19 protein-coding genes are annotated in these 16,952 nt (G+C 61.1%); 7 read left to right on the forward strand and 12 right to left on the reverse strand.

From position 1 onward, the window contains the following. Window positions 1-29: 29 nt before the first annotated feature. Complete coding sequence (locus K7H22_RS05550) at window positions 30-734, forward strand: DUF1194 domain-containing protein (protein WP_230799743.1); 705 nt, start codon at window positions 30-32, stop codon at window positions 732-734. Here the strand turns inward: K7H22_RS05550 and K7H22_RS05555 are convergent, their stop codons facing one another. From K7H22_RS05555 to K7H22_RS05565, 3 genes are read right to left on the reverse strand one after another with little or no spacing between them, the layout of a single operon-like run. Next, window positions 735-1,142: a c-type cytochrome gene (locus K7H22_RS05555; RefSeq protein WP_230799744.1), complete on the reverse strand. Its 408-nt coding sequence runs from the start codon at window positions 1,140-1,142 to the stop codon at window positions 735-737. Further along, a complete protein-coding gene (locus K7H22_RS05560; protein WP_230799745.1) occupies window positions 1,139-1,549 on the reverse strand; it encodes a c-type cytochrome in 411 nt (136 codons plus the stop codon). Before K7H22_RS05560 ends, K7H22_RS05555 begins: the two co-directional genes overlap by 4 nt. A gap of 28 nt (window positions 1,550-1,577) precedes the next feature. Next, window positions 1,578-2,009 carry a c-type cytochrome gene (locus tag K7H22_RS05565; RefSeq protein ID WP_230799746.1) on the reverse strand — a complete coding sequence of 144 codons (432 nt, stop codon included), beginning with the start codon at window positions 2,007-2,009 and terminating at the stop codon, window positions 1,578-1,580. 127 nt (window positions 2,010-2,136) lie between these two features. Between K7H22_RS05565 and K7H22_RS05570 the strand changes: the two genes are divergently transcribed. Both K7H22_RS05570 and K7H22_RS05575 read left to right on the forward strand, forming a co-directional pair. Next, complete coding sequence (locus K7H22_RS05570) at window positions 2,137-2,562, forward strand: PaaI family thioesterase (protein ID WP_230799747.1); 426 nt, start codon at window positions 2,137-2,139, stop codon at window positions 2,560-2,562. Continuing rightward, window positions 2,562-3,005 (forward strand): DMT family transporter, encoded by a 444-nt coding sequence (locus K7H22_RS05575; protein ID WP_230799967.1) that lies wholly within the window; start codon window positions 2,562-2,564, stop codon window positions 3,003-3,005. The genes K7H22_RS05570 and K7H22_RS05575 overlap by 1 nt, the downstream gene beginning before the upstream one ends. Here the strand turns inward: K7H22_RS05575 and K7H22_RS05580 are convergent. The 4 genes from K7H22_RS05580 to proS all read right to left on the reverse strand — a co-directional run bounded on the left by K7H22_RS05580 (window position 3,002) and on the right by proS (window position 7,162). Then, window positions 3,002-3,673 carry a DUF3047 domain-containing protein gene (locus tag K7H22_RS05580; RefSeq protein ID WP_230799748.1) on the reverse strand — a complete coding sequence of 224 codons (672 nt, stop codon included), beginning with the start codon at window positions 3,671-3,673 and terminating at the stop codon, window positions 3,002-3,004. The genes K7H22_RS05575 and K7H22_RS05580 overlap by 4 nt on opposite strands. A gap of 82 nt (window positions 3,674-3,755) precedes the next feature. Beyond that, window positions 3,756-4,442, reverse strand: a complete 687-nt coding sequence (locus tag K7H22_RS05585; protein ID WP_230799749.1) for an ABC transporter ATP-binding protein — start codon at window positions 4,440-4,442, stop codon at window positions 3,756-3,758. Next, window positions 4,435-5,727, reverse strand: coding sequence for a lipoprotein-releasing ABC transporter permease subunit (locus tag K7H22_RS05590; protein ID WP_230799750.1), 1,293 nt, complete (start codon window positions 5,725-5,727; stop codon window positions 4,435-4,437). Before K7H22_RS05590 ends, K7H22_RS05585 begins: the two co-directional genes overlap by 8 nt. A 103-nt stretch (window positions 5,728-5,830) precedes the next feature. Further along, a complete protein-coding gene (proS, locus tag K7H22_RS05595; RefSeq protein ID WP_230799751.1) occupies window positions 5,831-7,162 on the reverse strand; it encodes a proline--tRNA ligase in 1,332 nt (443 codons plus the stop codon). Between the two features lie 866 nt (window positions 7,163-8,028). On the opposite strand from proS, the gene K7H22_RS05600 reads away from it, so the two are divergent. The 4 genes from K7H22_RS05600 to K7H22_RS05615 are packed head-to-tail and all read left to right on the forward strand — an operon-like array spanning window position 8,029 to window position 13,625. Further along, window positions 8,029-9,096: an AI-2E family transporter gene (locus K7H22_RS05600; RefSeq protein WP_230799752.1), complete on the forward strand. Its 1,068-nt coding sequence runs from the start codon at window positions 8,029-8,031 to the stop codon at window positions 9,094-9,096. After that, the gene (locus K7H22_RS05605) at window positions 9,096-9,797 is read left to right on the forward strand and encodes a DnaA/Hda family protein (RefSeq protein ID WP_230799753.1); all 702 of its coding nucleotides are present in this window, start codon (window positions 9,096-9,098) and stop codon (window positions 9,795-9,797) included. Before K7H22_RS05600 ends, K7H22_RS05605 begins: the two co-directional genes overlap by 1 nt. 58 nt (window positions 9,798-9,855) lie before the next feature. Next, window positions 9,856-12,030: an RNA degradosome polyphosphate kinase gene (locus K7H22_RS05610; RefSeq protein WP_230799754.1), complete on the forward strand. Its 2,175-nt coding sequence runs from the start codon at window positions 9,856-9,858 to the stop codon at window positions 12,028-12,030. A 50-nt stretch (window positions 12,031-12,080) separates the two neighbouring features. Then, window positions 12,081-13,625: a Ppx/GppA family phosphatase gene (locus K7H22_RS05615; protein WP_230799755.1), complete on the forward strand. Its 1,545-nt coding sequence runs from the start codon at window positions 12,081-12,083 to the stop codon at window positions 13,623-13,625. A 15-nt stretch (window positions 13,626-13,640) separates the two neighbouring features. Here K7H22_RS05615 and K7H22_RS05620 read toward each other — a convergent pair whose 3' ends face one another. Genes K7H22_RS05620 through K7H22_RS05640 form a run of 5 tightly spaced genes read right to left on the reverse strand, consistent with a single transcriptional unit; the run spans window position 13,641 to window position 16,944 of the window. Next, window positions 13,641-14,045, reverse strand: coding sequence for a hypothetical protein (locus K7H22_RS05620; RefSeq protein ID WP_230799756.1), 405 nt, complete (start codon window positions 14,043-14,045; stop codon window positions 13,641-13,643). 36 nt (window positions 14,046-14,081) lie between these two features. Beyond that, entirely contained in the window at window positions 14,082-15,110 is a 1,029-nt protein-coding gene (locus K7H22_RS05625) for an endonuclease/exonuclease/phosphatase family protein (protein ID WP_230799757.1), read from the reverse strand. Further along, the gene (locus K7H22_RS05630; RefSeq protein ID WP_230799758.1) at window positions 15,110-15,790 is read right to left on the reverse strand and encodes a molecular chaperone DjiA; all 681 of its coding nucleotides are present in this window, start codon (window positions 15,788-15,790) and stop codon (window positions 15,110-15,112) included. The genes K7H22_RS05625 and K7H22_RS05630 overlap by 1 nt, the downstream gene beginning before the upstream one ends. Window positions 15,791-15,844: 54 nt before the next feature. Beyond that, a complete protein-coding gene (locus K7H22_RS05635; protein ID WP_230799759.1) occupies window positions 15,845-16,333 on the reverse strand; it encodes a GNAT family N-acetyltransferase in 489 nt (162 codons plus the stop codon). After that, entirely contained in the window at window positions 16,330-16,944 is a 615-nt protein-coding gene (locus K7H22_RS05640; protein WP_230799760.1) for a VOC family protein, read from the reverse strand. Before K7H22_RS05640 ends, K7H22_RS05635 begins: the two co-directional genes overlap by 4 nt. Window positions 16,945-16,952: the final 8 nt, after the last annotated feature.

Genomic DNA, 16,952 nt, shown 5'->3' on the forward strand with positions numbered 1-16,952 from the left:
AGCGGTGCTGATGCCCTATTGTTTCGAGTATGCGCTGTTTGATCCTTGCCCTGACCCTGTCCATCGCCGCCCTGCCCGCCATGGCGCAGGACACCGATCTGGAACTGGTCCTGATGGCCGATGCCTCGGGGTCGATTGATCCGGAAGAATTGCGCCTGCAACGACAGGGCTATGCCGTGGCGATGACCGATCCCGATGTAATCGCAGCGATCCGCAACACCGCCTATGGCAGTATCGCCGTCACCTATGTGGAATGGGCGGCTAATCAGGCTGTTGTCGTGGACTGGATGCGGATCGACGGCCCCGCAGCAGCAGCGGCTTTTGCGGGGCAACTGGACAGTCCCGTGCGCCGCGCAATGGGGCGCAATGCAATCGGCTCGGCACTGCTGCGCGGAATGCAACTGATCGAGGAAAACGACATCAACGGCTGGCGTCGCGTGATCGACTTTTCGGGCGACAGCATCAACAACTGGTCCGGGCCCTCGATCAGCGAGGCACGTGACACGGTGCTGGCGGCAGGGATCACCGTCAATGGCTTACCTCTGATGCTGAATGACGACATGGGCCGCGCCGCCACGCTGGAAGATGCCTATCGCAACCAGATTATCGGTGGTCCCAACGCCTTTACCCTGCCCACCACCAGCCGCGATGATTTCGCGGCGGCCGTCAAGCGCAAGCTGATCCTCGAAATATCCGGTCTGACGCCGGAAACGGTGCTGGCCGCCACAGAGTAGTCAGCGCTGGATGCTTTCCAGATAGACCAGCAGCGCCGCCAAGGGGCGCGGGACGGGTGACAGGGTTCCGTCTTCCAGCACAACCGGCACAGTCTCGCCCTGCAACAGAAGTCCGAATTCGGGCATGTTCTCTTCGGGGCTTTTGCGGGTATAACCGTCGATCACCGACAAGACGCGTGTGCGCGGGAACACGTCGCGCGCGCGGAAGGTGATCCGCGTCAGATCGGGCGGCGCGGGATCAAGATTTTCCGCGATCAGCCCGTCACCTTGCCCCGAGGGACCATGACAGATCGCACAGTTCTGATCGAAAACGATCTGCCCCTCGGCCGGTTCCGGCATGTCGACGGTGGCGCAGGCCCCGACGATGGCCAAGCCTGCAAGGGCTGAGGCGATCAATACCTGTCTCATTTCTGGATCTCCTGTAAGTAAAGCACCAGATCGGCCACAGAGCGGCCCATCAGCACCGGTTGTCCGGATGGCGTCTTGAGCGCGACATCATCACCCTGAAAGATCGCGCCGTAAACCGGCATCTCGCTTCCGTGACTGACAAGGGGATCGCGCCCATCAATCCGTTGCATCACGCGCACAATCGGAAAGACCCCGCCCGATGCGGCGCTCAACCCTGTCAGATCGGTTGGTTGCACCAGAAGAACGGGGGCCATCGGACCTGCGCCATTCGCGCCGATCCCGTGGCAACTGGCACAATACCACTGATAAAGCGCGGCACCTTCCTCTGCATTCTGGGCACTGGCCTGCGCGGTTGGCAATGCAAGACCCAGCATCAGGCCAAGGGTAGCGAGAGGGGCAGTTTTCATCAACGGGCTCCTTGCGAAATGCGACAGGTTATGGACGTTGCAGACTTTGTAGATAGACCAGCATTTCAGCCAACCGCTGCGGGACGGGTTGCGCGCGCCCTTCGGCGTCGTTCAGAACGGTTTCGGGTCCGTCCAGTAGCGCCGTAAATTCGGGCATCAGATCAAGATCATGTTTGCCCGCATAGCCATAGACACTGTCGGCCACCTCACGCAGCGGAAACACACCGCCATTGCGGGCACTGATCTGCGTCAGATCGGGCGGCGGCACCGCAAGTCTATCGGCCAGTTCTCCATCCCCTTTGGCGCGGGGGCCGTGGCAGATGGCGCAATAATCCTGATAGGCCTGCGCCCCCGGTTCGGGTGGAGGTGCAGGCATGCAGCCGGACAGCACCAGACCGCCCGATATTAACATAGCACCTGCTTTCAAGCGCCGCAGGGATCGCGTTTCGGGTTTTTGCATCAAGGGCCTCCTCTGCCGTGGGTTGAGTTTGCCAGCAACGCATGAAGCGCGCCTTGATCTGGATCAGAGGTTGCAAATCCCGTAGGGCGCTGCAATCTGCATGGGCACACGAAAAAGGGATCAGTAGATGTTCAAACCGGTTGATGCGCAGAATTTTCTGGCAGATGCCTTTGCGCCATGGGTTCAGGCGCTGGATCTGACCGTGGATGAAGTCGACCCCGCAGGGCATGTGGTTCTGTCCATGCCGGTCACGGATGCCGTGGCCCGCATGGGCGGCATCGTGTGCGGACAAGCCCTTGCGACGCTGGCCGATACAACGATGGTTCTGTGCACAGCCGCGCATTTCGGCAAACCGCGCGACGTGGCCACGACCAATCTGGACACCCAGTTCCTGAACGCGGGACGCGGCAGCCATATCCGCTGCAGCGGGCGCATCACCCGTGCCGGTCGCGCGTTGATCTTCGCGCAGGCCGAGTTGGTCGCGCTGCCCGATATGCGCCCTGTGGCCAGCGCATCCGCCACGTTTTTTGTCCCCGAGGAGAAGGCCAGATGATGCCGCCCACAACCGCCTATGCATTGACCATGCTGGCCGCAGGGATCGGAATTCCGATTCTGGCCGCTTTGAACGCAGGCCTGGGCACAAGGCTCGGCTCGCCAGTCGCGGCCGCAGCAATCCTGTTTGTCGTGGCGCTTGGCACGACGCTGCTGATTCTGGCGCTGAAAGGGGTCCCCTCCCTTGCCGTTGTGATCACCGCGCCGAAACACCTGTTTCTGGCGGGGCTTCTGGTGGCATTCTACATCCTGTCGATCACCTTCATCGCGCCCAAGTTCGGTGTCGGAAATGCTGTGTTCTTCGTGCTGCTGGGCCAATTGGTCAGCGCCGCCCTGATCGACCATTTCGGCCTGTTCGGGGCGCGCATCAGCCCACTCTCTCTGACACGCAGCGCTGGGATCGCATTGATGGCGGCGGGCGTTTTCCTGACCCAGCAGGCCTAGCGCAGCACCATGTCGCTGACCCGCGCGCGGATGGCGCTTTGCGTGTCGTCACTATCGGCCGAGACAGCGACCCCCACAAGCGCCGCGGGGGCGCTGCCGAAAATGCGGGCATAGTCTGCCGCCAGATCGACCGTTTCCGCATGCGCGCCTGTGCCTGCACCGCGCAGGATCAGCGTCTTTCCGCGCGCTTCAAGATAGGGGCTGTCCAGCACCTCGCCGCGACTGTGATCCCCGCCCCAGACATAGACCAGCATCCGCGCATTGCGATTGCCCAAGAGACTTCGCAAACGTGGATTGGGACCGGCGCGGCGGGCCGATTCTGTATCCATGAAGACAAAATACAATGAGATATTGCGATCATCTCCACCCTTGCGCCGCAGGTCGGTGGGCGGCACGGATTGCTCTACCCGCCATGTCCAGTTGGCATCCCGCGCGGACCAGCGGCTTTCGGGCAGGGCTGTAAAGATCACCGACACCGCCTGATCCGAGACAATATCCAGCCGTGTTCCCTGCGCAGCATAGCGGTTCGGTGTCAGACGCGGAAAATTCTGCTCGCGCCAGTCGGGAGTAAAGTTCAGGGGTTCGGCCTGTGAGGGTGCAGGCGCATACAGGGCAAGCGCGCCTGCAAGGGCGAAGCATGATAGAAAGGACGGGCGTGGTCGCAACATCGGGGCACCTCGGCAGGAAAGTCCTTGCCTTGGTAGCGCAGTTGCCAATCACCTGCGCGACACGTCTGCGTGAGACAGGGCCTTACAGCCCCTCGGTCAGCCGTCCAGTATCAAGCCGCAGCACCCTGTCCATCCGTGCGGCCAAATCAAGGTTATGGGTCGCGATCAACGCCGAAAGACCTGTGCTGCGCACCAGTTCCATCAAGGTGCCGAACACCTGATCCGAGGTCGCCGGATCAAGGTTTCCGGTCGGCTCGTCCGCCAGCAACAGGCGCGGCGCATTGGCCAATGCACGACAAAAGGCAACGCGCTGTTGTTCCCCACCAGACAGGGCGGCAGGGCGATGATCGGCGCGCGGCGCAATCCCGACGCGGTTCAGCAGATCATAAGCACAACTGCGCGCCTCGTCCTTGGACACACCGTTTGCAAGTTGCGGCAGAACGATATTCTCCAGTGCCGAAAATTCGGGCAGCAGATGGTGGAGCTGGTAGATAAAGCCCACATCCGTCCGCCGCACCGCAGTGCGCCGCCTGTCGGACAGACCCACCATATCCGCGCCACCGATCCGCACCGATCCCGCATCCGGCGTATCCAGCAGACCTGCAATATGCAGCAACGTGGATTTGCCCGCACCTGACGGGGCCACCAGCGCCACGACCTCGCCGCGCCGGACGGTCAGATCGACTCCTTGTAGCACCTGCACCGCGTTGGGCTTACCTTGATTATAGGTCTTGTCGACCCCTGCCAGTTCCAGCACCACCTCACTCATAGCGCAGCGCCTCGACGGGGTTCATCCGCGCGGCGCGCCGTGCCGGAAAGATCGTGACGATGAACGACAGCCCCAGCGAAAGCGCCACAGCCGAGATCACATCACCCAGTTGCAGCTTGGCGGGCAGCGCATAGATGCCGCGCACCGCAGGGTCCCAGACCCCGCCACCCGCGACGTAATTCACGAAAGAGAAAATCGGGTCGATATAGATCGCAAACAGACAGCCCAGAATAACCCCTGCTACAGTCCCGATGATCCCCGTGAACGCCCCGCAAATAAAGAAAACCCGCAACACCGACCCTTCCGACAGGCCCATCGTCCGCAAGATGCCGATATCGCGGCCCTTGTTCTTGACCAGCATGATCAACCCCGAGACGATGTTCATCGCCGCGATCAGCACTAGGATCGACAGGATCACGAACATCACATTATCCTCGATCTCAAGCGCGCGCAGAAACCCGCCGCTGGTATCGCGCCAAGTCCAAAGCTGTGTGCGCGGCCCTGCGGCCTCGAGCAGGGCGTTTTCCATATTCTCGATCCGCTCGGGTGCTGCGACCATAACCTCGATCTCGTCGGCGGTCCCTTCGCGGTTGAAATAGACCTGCGCTTCCGCGAATGGCAGATAGACACGGGTGCGGTCGATATCCCAGCGCCCTGCGGTGAAGATATAGACCACCTCATAGGCTTTGACGCGTGGACTGGTGCCAAAGGCCGTCTTGGCCCCATCGGGCGAGATGACCCGGATGCGGTCGCCCAGACCCAGCCCCAACTCGCGCGCTACGCCCGAGCCGATGGCAATGCCCTCGTCGAACCGCGCCAGATCGCCCTGGGCCTGCGCCGCGTCCCCGCCCACGCGCGGAATTTCCCGCAGGTCCTCGGCACTGATCCCGAAAACCTCGATCCCCGCATTGCGCCCCGATGCGTTGGCCATCACCTGCCCCTTGATCAGGGGGGCAGCACTGGTCACGCCGGGCACGGCGGCCAACGCTTCGGCCAGCGCCGCATAATCCGGCAGGCTGCGGTCAATCACACCGCTGACCGGATCAACCTGTCCAAGGCTATAGACCGTCACATGGGCATTAGCCCCAAGGATGGTATCCACGAATTCCGCACGGAAACCGGACCTAACTGCCAGCGTCGCAATCAAGGCAAAGACCGCCAACGTGATCCCGATCAGGCTGATCCATGTCATCACCGACACGCCGCCCTCGGCGCGGCGCGCCCGCAGGTAGCGCCAGGCAATCATCCATTCGAATCCTGCAAAAGGGGGCGTGGTCCCTGCCATCTGCTTTTCCTTACATGCCTCGGGTCAGCGGGGCGTGGACGTTTCGGCGCCCTGCTTCGTTTTGCAACAAATAACCGTAGCAGCGCCGCATCCGTGACGCTGCTCAGGCATAGATTTCCTGCACCCGCGCAACAGCCGCTTCGGGCGTCATCTCGACGCTTTCGCCCGTACGGCGCGAAGTCAGTTCGACCACACCTGCCGCCAGCCCCCGCGGACCGACGGTTATACGCCACGGCAGACCGATCAGGTCCATGGTAGCGAATTTCGCGCCCGCGCGCTCGTCACGGTCGTCGTAGAGCGGATCAAGCCCTGCCGCGACCAAAGCCATGTAAAGCCCCTCGCAAGCCGCGTCCGCTGCTGCATCGCCTTGCTTGAGGTTCACAATGCCGCAATGGAAAGGCGTGACACCTTCGGGCCAGATGATGCCCTTATCGTCATGGCTGGCCTCGATGATCGCGCCCACCAGACGGCTGACGCCGATGCCGTGGCTGCCCATATGCACCGGGACTTTGGCACCGTCCGGCCCTTGGACAGTGGCGCCCATGGCTTCGGAGTATTTGGTGCCGAAATAGAAAATCTGTCCCACCTCGATACCGCGTGCGGTGCGGCGGCGTTCCTCGGGGATCTGGTTGAAGATCGCCGCGTCATGGGTCTCGTCCGTGCGGGCATAACGGCTGGTAAATTCCTCCAGCACTGCCTTGCACTGATCCACACTGTCATAGTCGATCTCGCGTTCGCCGAATGTCAAATCGGTGATCTGGCTGTCATAGAACACTTCCGACTCGCCCGTCTCGGCCAGAACGAGGAATTCATGCGTATCATCGCCACCTATGGGGCCAGAGTCGGCGCGCATCGGAATGGCTTGCAGGCCCATCCGCTCATAGGTCCGCAGATAGCTGACCAGATGGCGGTTATAGGCATGCAGCGCCGCCTCTTTATCCAGATCGAAGTTATAGCCGTCCTTCATCAGGAATTCGCGGCCCCGCATGACGCCGAAACGCGGGCGCATCTCGTCGCGGAATTTCCACTGGATATGATAAAGGGTCAGCGGCAGATCCTTGTAGCTGCCGACATGGGCGCGGAAAATGTCGGTAATCATTTCCTCGTTGGTGGGACCATATAGCATATCGCGGTCCTGCCGGTCGGTAATGCGCAGCATCTCTTGCCCATAATCGTCGTAGCGCCCGCTTTCACGCCACAGATCGGCAGGTTGCAGTGTCGGCATCAGCATGGGGATATGGCCAGCGCGCACCTGTTCCTCATGCACGATCTGCTCGATCCGGCGCAACACCTTGAAACCCAGCGGCAACCACGAATAGATCCCGGCGGAGGATTGCTTGATCATCCCCGCCCGCAGCATCAACCGGTGGCTGACGATCTGCGCCTCGGCGGGATTTTCTTTCAGAACGGGCAGGAAATAGCGCGACAGACGCATGTGAGACCCCTTGGGAATGGCATTTGCGCACGTTTAGGGCACGGGGCAGACACAGGCAAGCACGATAGGCTTTACCAACTTCACCAGATCTGTCGGCACGTGCGATTCTTCACCGTCACAGGCTGATTACTCTTCATTGCAGAAGTTGTTGACCACTGGGTGATATCAACCCACGCCCTTCTGATTTTCAGCAATAGTTTTTTGGGGAGTAAGCTCGATGACCGGATAGAATCGCATTATCTGCCATGTCGTTGCCGCTCTCTTTTGTTTTCCCAGTGTTGTGGCAGCGCAGGGCGTGAAAACAGGCACCTACAAAGCCAAGGGTGCGGAAGGCTGCGCAACATTGCTCTTGATAGGCGCAGGACCTGGTGGAAACGAATATTCTTTTGATGACGGCTGCGATGGCAATGGCGTGTTTGTCGCAAAATCTGTCAAAGTAACGTCGCGGGGTCTCCAAATTGACCAAGGCTGCTATTTGAACCGAGAAACACATGCAGACGGATTTACCGGCGATTGGTCGTTGGGCGGCACAAGAATTCCCGATGTGAGATTTGTGCGGCAGCAATCAGATACCCGAGCAGACTGTCGGTTCCGAGATGAATGGAATTGAGTAATGCCATGACGCTGCGCGTCATGGCACACTTTGGCTGGATGAAAACCAGCCAAACGTCAAACAATGGGCACTGCAACCCGAACCAAGTACCATACAGAGCGTCACGTGCGCTTTTTCGCATCTGTTTGTAAGTATGGAATTCCATACCTTTTCATACTTCCTGGCCCCCCTTGGCAACACCGCCCGCAACGACAGGCCTTGAATTGCCAAACCCGAAGCGCGACATAGGAAAAAGCCCGAAAAAGGAGCGCGCATGGCCCTGCCTGTCAAAGATCAATTCCGGTATTGGGGCATCGCCACAGCCGCGTTTCTTGTCATCCTGTGGTTTCTGGGGGATGTGATCCTCCCTTTCGTGCTAGGCGGTGCCATCGCCTATTTCCTGGACCCTGTGGCCGACCGGATTCAGCGCCTTGGCGCATCGCGGACCGTGGCGACCACGATCATCACCCTGTCCGCCTTGCTGATCTTTATTCTGATGGCCCTACTGGTCATTCCGGCACTGGTCCAGCAGGCCGTATCCCTGTTCGACACAGCACCCCGGCTATTCCAGGATTTACAGGCCTTCCTGACCGCGCAGTTTCCATCGCTGGTGGACGAGGATTCGGCCCTGCGGCAATCGCTCATCTCGATCGGCGAGACAATCCGCGAGCGAGGGGGCGAGTTGTTGAACACCTTGCTCACCTCGGTGAACTCGCTGGTCAGTATCGTCTTGCTTTTCGTGATCGTGCCGGTTGTGGCCTTCTATCTGCTTTATGACTGGGACAACATGATCGCGCGCATCGACGACTTGCTGCCGCGTGACCATGCGCCGATGATCCGGCATCTGGCGGCCGAGATTGACCGCACACTAGCCAGTTTCATCCGCGGCATGGGCACGGTCAGCCTGATCCTGGGCACCTACTATGCCGTGGCGCTGATGCTGCTCGGTCTGCAATTCGGTCTGGTCGTCGGGGCCATTGCGGGGCTGGTCACCTTCATTCCCTATGTCGGCGCGCTGGTCGGTGGCGCGCTGGCAATCGGGCTTGCCCTGTTCCAGTTCTGGGGCGACTGGGTGTCGATCGGCCTTGTTGGAGGGGTCTTCGTGCTGGGACAGGTCGTCGAGGGCAATATCCTGACGCCCAAACTGGTGGGCAGTTCTGTCGGCCTGCACCCTGTCTGGCTGATTTTCGCGCTCTCGGTTTTCGGGACATTGTTCGGTTTCGTCGGCATGCTGGTGGCTGTGCCGGTCGCTGCGGCTCTCGGGGTTGTGGCCCGCTTCGGGATCAGCGGCTACAAGAAAAGCCAGCTCTATCGCGGCGTTGATTCCGACACAGGTGTCTGATGCACAGGCAACTCAGCTTTGACCTGCCCGTGCGCGCCGCATTGGGGCGCGGGGATTTCTTTGTTGCGCCCGCCAATGCGATGGCCGTGGCGTTGATCGAGGGCTGGCAGAACTGGGTGGGGTGCAAGCTGGTGCTGGAAGGGCCGACAGGATCGGGCAAAACCCATCTTTCCCATGTCTGGGCGCAAGCCTCGGGTGCCCTGATTATCGAGGCCAAGCAGTTAGTTGCAGCCGATATTCCCGCCCTTGCCTCAAGTCATATCGCGGTCGAGGATGTGCCCCTGATCGCAGGCGACACTGCAGCCGAAAACGCCCTGTTCCACCTGCACAATCTGGCACTGGCCGAGGGCAATTCCCTGTTGCTGACCGCAGACCGGCCCGCTGCGCGCTGGGGTCTGGCCCTGCCGGATCTTGCCAGCCGCATGCAGGGCACGCAAGCTACGCGGCTGGAGGCCCCTGATGACAGGCTGCTATCGGCGGTGCTGGCAAAACTCTTCGCGGACCGCCAGTTGATCCCCACGCCGGACACGATCCCCTATCTGGTCGCACGGATGGATCGCGCCTTTGATACAGCGCGCCTGCTGGTGGCTGATCTGGATGCGGCGGCCCTGTCTGAAGGCCGCGCCGTTAACCGCAAGCTTGCCGCTGAGGTGCTGGAGCGGTTCAGCCAGCCGGGCCTGCTGGACAATCCGCCCGACTAAGCGCAGCATCCGGCAAAACCTTTACCAAACCGTCACATTCAGGCAGCATAAGCCGCTCATGACTCACGCAGATTTCCTCAAGGTGCCGTTCGATGCGCCGCTTGACATGCCGGATCTGGACCTGACGGGTCCGGGCCGCTTTTACAATCGTGAACTCAGTTGGCTGGGCTTCAACTGGCGCGTGCTGGAAGAGGCGGAAAATCCTCGTGTCCCCCTGCTGGAGCGGGTGCGGTTCCTGTCGATTTCGGCCAATAACCTTGATGAATTCTATACCGTGCGGGTCGCGGGCCTGCGCGAGCTTGCCCATGCCGGTAACATCACCCCCGCCGCCGACGGGCTGACACCTGCCGAACAGCTTGTGCTGATTAACGATGATGCCCGCCAGTTGATGCAGCGCCAGCAATCCGTATTCGACGCATTGCGCCGCGAGATGGAGGCCGAGCAGATCAGCCTGCTGGACCGGAGTAACCTGTCCGACAGCGACAAGGCCGAGTTGGAGGGGATATTCCTCAACAAGGTCTTTCCGGTTCTGTCGCCGCTGGCTATTGATCCGGCACATCCGTTTCCCTTCATCCCCAACACCGGTTTCAGTCTGGCGCTGCAACTGGAACGTCGCCGCGACAAGCGGGCCTTACGCGCTTTGCTACCAATCCCCGCGCAGATCGCGCGCTTCGTGCCGCTGCCCTCATCCGATGCGGGCCACCGCTTTCTGCCGCTGGAAGAATTGCTGTTGCTGCATGTCGACAGCCTGTTTCCGGGCTATGCGGTCAAGGGACATTGCGCGTTCCGTGTGTTGCGCGACAGCGATCTTGAGGTCGAGGAAGAGGCCGAGGATCTTGTGCGCGAGTTCGAAACCGCCCTGAAACGCCGTCGCCGTGGCGAGGTGGTCCGCATGAAGATTACCGCAGGTGCCCCCGAGGCATTGCGCGATATCATCATGGAAGAACTGCATGTCGATACCGACGAAGTAGTCGAGGTGGACGGCATGATTGGCATTGCCGATGTCAAGGAACTGGTGCTGGACGCGCGGCCTGATCTGCTTTGGCCTGCCTTTACCCCGCGCATTCCGGAACGGGTGCAGGACCATGACGGCGACATGTTTGCCGCCATGCGGCAAAAGGACATGCTGCTGCATCATCCCTACGAGACCTTCGACATGGTGGTGCGCTTCCTTCAGCAAGCCGCGCGCGATCCCGATGTGGTGGCGATCAAGCAAACGCTTTACCGCACATCGCGCAACTCGCCCATTGTCGAGGCGCTGTGCGAGGCCGCCGAGGACGGCAAATCCGTCACCGCACTGGTCGAGTTGAAAGCACGCTTTGACGAGGCCGCGAATATCCGCCAGTCTCGGAGATTGGAACGCGCGGGCGCGCATGTTGTTTATGGCTTCATGGATCTGAAAACGCATGCAAAAATCAGCACTGTTGTGCGCCGCGAAGGTGATACGCTGGTCACCTATACCCATTACGGCACGGGCAATTACCACCCGATCACGGCGCGGATCTATACCGATCTGTCACTCTTTACCTGTGATGCGAAACTGGGACGCGACGCGACCAAGGTGTTCAACTACCTGTCGGGCTATGCGCAGCCCGAACATCTGGACAATCTGGCCATCTCGCCCATCAGCCTCAAGCCGCGCCTGCTTGAAATGATCGCGGCCGAGATCGCGCATGCAAGCCAGGGGCGCCCCGCCGAGATCTGGGCCAAGATGAACGCCCTGATCGACCCCGAGGTGATCGACGCGCTTTATGCGGCCTCAAAAGGCGGGGTGAAGATCAGCCTTGTGATCCGTGGCATTTGCGGCCTGCGTCCGGGCATCAAGGGCCTGTCCGAAAATATCCGCGTCAAATCCATCATCGGCCGATTCCTTGAACATTCCCGCATCGTCTGTTTCGGCAACGGGCACGGTCTGCCCTCGAAAAAGGCGCGCGTCTACATGAGTTCCGCCGACTGGATGGGCCGCAACCTGAACCGTCGCGTGGAAACGCTGGTCGAGATCGAGAACCCCACCGTCAAGGCGCAGATCGTCAGCCAGATCATGGCTGCCAACATGGCCGATGTCGCTCAAAGCTGGGTCATGCTGCCGGATGGACATTTCCAGCGCGCGCCCGTGCCCGAGGGCGAATTTGCGTTCAACTGCCATCGTTTCTTCATGGAAAACCCGTCTTTGTCGGGGCGTGGTTCTGCTGGCGCAAGTGACGTTCCGAAATTGACCCACACGGATGATTGACCTTGCCGCCCGTTCCGGCGCATTTAGGGGGCGGACCAAGGAAAGACGGCATGGACGGCACGACAGAACCCGCCCCGCATGATTGGGGCCCTTTCGGACGGCCTTTGTTCAACGACGCCTCCTCGCGCGCTCTGGCGAGGGTCGGTGTTGTGGACGTCGGATCGAACTCGGTCCGACTGGTTGTTTTTGATGGCGCGGCGCGTTCGCCCGCCTATTTCTACAACGAAAAAATCATGTGCGCCTTGGGCGAAGGGCTGGCTGAAACCGGCCGCTTGAACCCGCAAGGCCGCGTGCGCGCCCTGAATGCGCTGCGCCGCTTCCAGAAACTGGCCGAAGGCATGGCGATCGCACCGCTCACAGCCGTCGCGACCGCCGCTATGCGCGAGGCCGAAGACGGGCCGGAATTTCAGGCGCTGATCGAGGAACAGACTGGCCTGAGGCTTTGGGTGATCGACGGCGAGGAAGAGGCGCGCCTGTCCGCACAAGGCGTGCTGCTGGGCTGGCCCGGGTCTTACGGGCTGGTCTGCGATATCGGCGGCGCCTCGATGGAACTGGCCGAAATCGCGGGCGGCCATGTCGGGCGACGCGTCACATCCCCTTTGGGTCCGCTGAAACTGAGCGCGGTCAAGGGCGGCAAGAAAGGGCGCAAGGCGCATATCAAGGCCGTTCTCGAGGATCTAGCCACCACACTTGGTCCTCAGAAAAACCGGCTGTTTCTTGTGGGCGGGTCATGGCGCGCCATCGCGCGGATCGACATGGAGCGGCGCGGCTATCCGCTTCATGTGCTGCATGAATACAGGATGAGCGCGAAATCCATCGCCGCCACCATCGACTACATCGACCGAAGCGATCCGGTCGAGCTTCGCAACCGCTGCGGTGTGTCGAGCGCGCGTATGGATCTGGTCCCGCTGGCCTGCGAGGTCTTGCGCGGGGTCGTCAAGACCTTCCAGCCGCGCGACATTGCCGTGTCCAGCTATGGTATCCGCGAAGGCATGCTCTATGAGCAGATGCCGCAATCGCTGCGCGACCGCGATCCCCTGATCGAATCGTGCTATTTCGCCGAGGCCAAAGACGCGCGCCTGCCCGGTTTCGGCAAGCAGCTATACAGCTTCATCCTGCCGCTGTTCAAATCCGCCCCGCTGGAGCGCAAGCGTCTGATCCAGGCCGCCTGCCTGCTGCATGATGTCAGCTGGCGCGCGCATCCCGATTACCGCGCCGAGGTCTGTTTCGACAATGCCACACGCGCCAATCTGGGGGGGCTCAAACATTCCGAACGCGTGTTTCTGGGGCTGGCGCTGTTGCACCGCTATTCCAACAAGCGCGAGGGTACACGGTTCGAGCCGATGTTCCGCCTTTTGGACGACGCTGCGATCCACCAGGCCGAAGTGGCAGGCAAAGCCATGCGTTTCGGGGCGATGCTCTGGCTGCAAAAAGATGCGCCGATGGGCGAGATGAAGTGGTTTCCCAAGAAAAAACTGCTGGAATTGCACCTGACCGAAGCCGCCAGCCCGCTTTACGGCGAAGTGGCCGAAGCGCGGTTCATGTCGCTTGCAAACTCGCTTGGCGCGCAGACCTATATCCGCATCAAAGGGTAACAGGGCCGCCTGCCGTCAGATATCAATCTCGCCTTCGGCGGGGGGTGGCAATGGGCCTGCATCGGGTTTACGACGGATAATGATATCACCATTGGGCAGCAGTTCCGGTGCCTCGTAAACCGACAGATCGTCGATCCGGTCCAGCAGTTCTGTCATTGCGGGGCCCATACGCTGGATAAAGTCCTGCATCGCAGGCCCCATTCCCGCCACTAGATCGCGCAGGTCTTCCAGTGCCGGAGACATGTCGCGGCGCAGGCCTTCCAGAAACATCCTCGCGCCGCGCTCCATAAGGCTTAGCCCCTCATCGGGGCTACCCCCCTCTTCGGTGGGTCTGGACGGCGCGTCATTCATCTGCGCTTGCGCGGGCATCATTGCCAGCAGCAGCACCAGAAGAAGGGCAAAGGGTGTTCCAGTTCTCATACCGTCACTATAGGCCCAACCAGCCCCAAGTTTAAGTCAAAGATCAATGTCGAGCGTCACCGGATAGTGATCCGAGGCGTCAATCAGCGCATCGCGCAGTTCCGGCACCTGCAGACAGGATGGATCGTGGAACGGATGCCAGATCCGCCATCGCGGGTTGCGGCGCATCAGGTCGGGCGAGATCATGATGTAATCCAGAAGCGCCTCCAGATAGCGGTCTTCATGCTGGATAAAAAACCGCGCCGTTGTGGGGCTGGCCACACCGGGGCGGCGTTGCACCGCGACGCGGGCATGCGGATCATAAAGCCCTGTGTCATCATCATCACCGATTAGCACCTCGACCGAAGAACGCCCGAACAGGCTCTCGTATTCATCAAGCCCGGGACCGTCGTTGAGATCGCCCAACAGGATCAGGCTTTCGCCCCGTATCAGATGGCGCATGATACGCCCGCGTAACCAAACCGCCTGCGCCATCTGTTTGCGCCGGTTGGCGATAGCCAACCGCATCACCGCATCACGCCCCCGCGCCCCGTGCGGCGCTTTCGACTTCAAATGCGCCCCGATCATACGAACCACCTCGCCCCGCTGCGTGATCAATTCGAGCTCGAGCGGAGGTTTGGAAAAGCCGACAAGATCCTCGGTCCCGTCCAGATCCAGATCAATCCGGAACACCCCGTCAAACCGGGGGTCCGCATCCGATCCTTTTTTGCCCGTAGCGTCGCCCACGGGATCATGGCGCGGCGTGACCACATAGGGATCATACATAAGCGCGATTTCCTGCTGCGTTTCATTGGGAAACCCGATGATCGCCTGCTTGATCCGCAGATCAAAGGCCGCTGCAAACCGCGCAAGCGCCGTGACGGTCGATCTGCGCCCGTTGTGATCAGGTGCCTCGATAACCATCACAAGATCTGCATCAATCGCTGTAAAGACGAATCCCAAAGCCTCAAGCTGGCGCGCGCGGCTGACCCCCTGCCTGCCAGAGGGCTCATCATCGGCGATCAACTGCCCTGCATCATCAAAAAGAGAGTTGAACCATTCGACATTATAGGTCGCGATCCGCATCAGCGGTGCGCCTGTTCGATCTCGGCCCATGCACGGTTGATATCCACCATGCGCCGCTCGGCCAGATGCACGGCCTCCTCTGGCAGACCGCGCGCCACCATCGCATCGGGATGCGTGTCGCGGACCAGCCTTTTCCAAGCTGCCCGCATCTCGTCTACCGGCATGTCGGGGCTGATCCCTAGAACATCATAGGGATCATGCGCGGCATCTGGCACGAAGCGACCACGCAGGCTGCGAAAACGCGCGTCCGGAATTTCGAAAGCCTCGGCCACTTGTGCCAGAAACGCATCCTCGGCCGGATGGTAATTTCCGTCCGCCATGGCGATGTAGAACAACCCTTCCATTACATCGCAAAGGGTCTCGCTGCCGGCGCCGAACATGGTGCGGATCTTCACCGCATAGGCCCGGTATCCCGCCACATCCTGCCGCGCCAGATTGAAAACCCGTGCCGCATCCGCCTCATCCGCAGCGGCGATGTGGAACACCTCGCGAAAGGCCGCCACCTCGTCGCGGGTCACCTGCCCGTCGGCCTTGGCCATTTTCGCTCCCAGCGCGATCACGGCGATGGTAAACGCGACAGAACGCTCCGGCGGAGTGCTCAGCCGGTCGAAAACCGCACTTAGCCCCTCGCCAGACCTTAGCGCGCCAAGCGCGTCCATGATGCGGGTCCAGATCGACATGGCCTTACCCTATCGCGCCCTGCGTCAACTGTCAGCGGGGGATCGTTGTCGCAATCACAGGATTTTCTGCATCAGCACAAGATCCATCCAGCGTCCGAATTTGAACCCCACTTGTGGCAGACGCGCGATCTCTGAAAAGCCGATCGCATTGTGAAAGGCAACGCCGCCCGGATTTTCCGCGCTGACGCCCGCCCAAAGCGAATGCACATCGCCCGCGCGGGCATGCTCCTCCAGCGCGCGCATCAGCGTACGCCCGACACCGCGGCCTCGCGCGGAAGGCGCCAGAATGACAGAATGCTCCATTGTGCGCGCATATCCCGGCCCACCGCGAAACTGGAAATAGGTCGCAAACCCCAAGATCTCACCCGCGTCTTCTGCCAGCAGGAAAACCTTCCCCTCCGCCGCGCGTGTTGCGAAATCTGCCACCAAACTCTCGGGGGTTTTCTCCAATGTGGTGAACGTCGCAGCGCTGTCGCGGATCACCGGATTCCAGATCGCGGCCACAGCGGGCGCATCCCGCACCGCGGCTGTACGCAGGATCATTCCAGCACCCGCAACCCGTGCGGGGTTTCGATCTCGGCGCGCAAAGCGATGCTCTCACCCTGCGCGATCACAACCAGCCTGTCGGCCCCCGCCTTGGCCAGCGCCCCCCGCAAGGCTTGTGCCTCGGGGTGGGCCACGACAAGCCGGTGCAATCTGCAGCCTGAGGATGCAAGACGCGCCGCAGGATGTGCGCCTTGCCACTGGATCAGCGCGGGAAAGCCGCCTGCAAAGGGCATCCGTCCGTCCGGGGCAACGCCCATCCGCCACCGCAAATCCCCGCGTGCCAGTTCCACCGGCGCGCCCGCATCATCCGGAGCCTTGTCCAGCGCCGCCTCCAGATCATCGCAGCGACAGATCCATGTGCCCAAACGCGGCCCGCCCGCGAACCGGTCCAGATCGAACCAGCGCGGCGCGGCAGGCAGAGGCACGGCCGGATCAACCGAGATCACCTCAAGATAAAGCCCGTCCTCAAGACCAAGAAGCAGGTTATGAGTCCCGAAATGCGCGTGTTGCCCGCCCGTCTGCATGGCAACACCCAGCGCTGCCTCGACATGGGCGCGGCCTGCCTCAAGCGTTTCCGCGGCAACTGCCAGATGATCCAGTTCCAGCATAGGGCGTC

Source organism: Seohaeicola saemankumensis (assembly GCF_021021435.1).
In the GTDB taxonomy this organism is placed as follows: domain Bacteria; phylum Pseudomonadota; class Alphaproteobacteria; order Rhodobacterales; family Rhodobacteraceae; genus Seohaeicola.

Excerpts from the sequence above, each read along its gene's own strand:
- K7H22_RS05570 (WP_230799747.1), top strand. The coding sequence starts at position 2,137 with ATGTTCAAACCGGTTGATGCGCAGAATTTTCTGGCAGATGCCTTTGCG.
- K7H22_RS05590 (WP_230799750.1), bottom strand. The coding sequence starts at position 5,727 with ATGGCAGGGACCACGCCCCCTTTTGCAGGATTCGAATGGATGATTGCC.
- K7H22_RS05620 (WP_230799756.1), bottom strand. The coding sequence starts at position 14,045 with ATGAGAACTGGAACACCCTTTGCCCTTCTTCTGGTGCTGCTGCTGGCA.
- K7H22_RS05615 (WP_230799755.1), top strand. The coding sequence starts at position 12,081 with ATGGACGGCACGACAGAACCCGCCCCGCATGATTGGGGCCCTTTCGGA.
- K7H22_RS05640 (WP_230799760.1), bottom strand. The coding sequence starts at position 16,944 with ATGCTGGAACTGGATCATCTGGCAGTTGCCGCGGAAACGCTTGAGGCA.
- K7H22_RS05635 (WP_230799759.1), bottom strand. The coding sequence starts at position 16,333 with ATGATCCTGCGTACAGCCGCGGTGCGGGATGCGCCCGCTGTGGCCGCG.
- K7H22_RS05550 (WP_230799743.1), top strand. The coding sequence starts at position 30 with ATGCGCTGTTTGATCCTTGCCCTGACCCTGTCCATCGCCGCCCTGCCC.
- K7H22_RS05630 (WP_230799758.1), bottom strand. The coding sequence starts at position 15,790 with ATGTCGATCTGGACCCGCATCATGGACGCGCTTGGCGCGCTAAGGTCT.
- proS (WP_230799751.1), bottom strand. The coding sequence starts at position 7,162 with ATGCGTCTGTCGCGCTATTTCCTGCCCGTTCTGAAAGAAAATCCCGCC.
- K7H22_RS05610 (WP_230799754.1), top strand. The coding sequence starts at position 9,856 with ATGACTCACGCAGATTTCCTCAAGGTGCCGTTCGATGCGCCGCTTGAC.
- K7H22_RS05565 (WP_230799746.1), bottom strand. The coding sequence starts at position 2,009 with ATGCAAAAACCCGAAACGCGATCCCTGCGGCGCTTGAAAGCAGGTGCT.
- K7H22_RS05575 (WP_230799967.1), top strand. The coding sequence starts at position 2,562 with ATGCCGCCCACAACCGCCTATGCATTGACCATGCTGGCCGCAGGGATC.
- K7H22_RS05625 (WP_230799757.1), bottom strand. The coding sequence starts at position 15,110 with ATGCGGATCGCGACCTATAATGTCGAATGGTTCAACTCTCTTTTTGAT.
- K7H22_RS05600 (WP_230799752.1), top strand. The coding sequence starts at position 8,029 with ATGGCCCTGCCTGTCAAAGATCAATTCCGGTATTGGGGCATCGCCACA.
- K7H22_RS05580 (WP_230799748.1), bottom strand. The coding sequence starts at position 3,673 with ATGTTGCGACCACGCCCGTCCTTTCTATCATGCTTCGCCCTTGCAGGC.
- K7H22_RS05555 (WP_230799744.1), bottom strand. The coding sequence starts at position 1,142 with ATGAGACAGGTATTGATCGCCTCAGCCCTTGCAGGCTTGGCCATCGTC.
- K7H22_RS05605 (WP_230799753.1), top strand. The coding sequence starts at position 9,096 with ATGCACAGGCAACTCAGCTTTGACCTGCCCGTGCGCGCCGCATTGGGG.
- K7H22_RS05585 (WP_230799749.1), bottom strand. The coding sequence starts at position 4,442 with ATGAGTGAGGTGGTGCTGGAACTGGCAGGGGTCGACAAGACCTATAAT.
- K7H22_RS05560 (WP_230799745.1), bottom strand. The coding sequence starts at position 1,549 with ATGAAAACTGCCCCTCTCGCTACCCTTGGCCTGATGCTGGGTCTTGCA.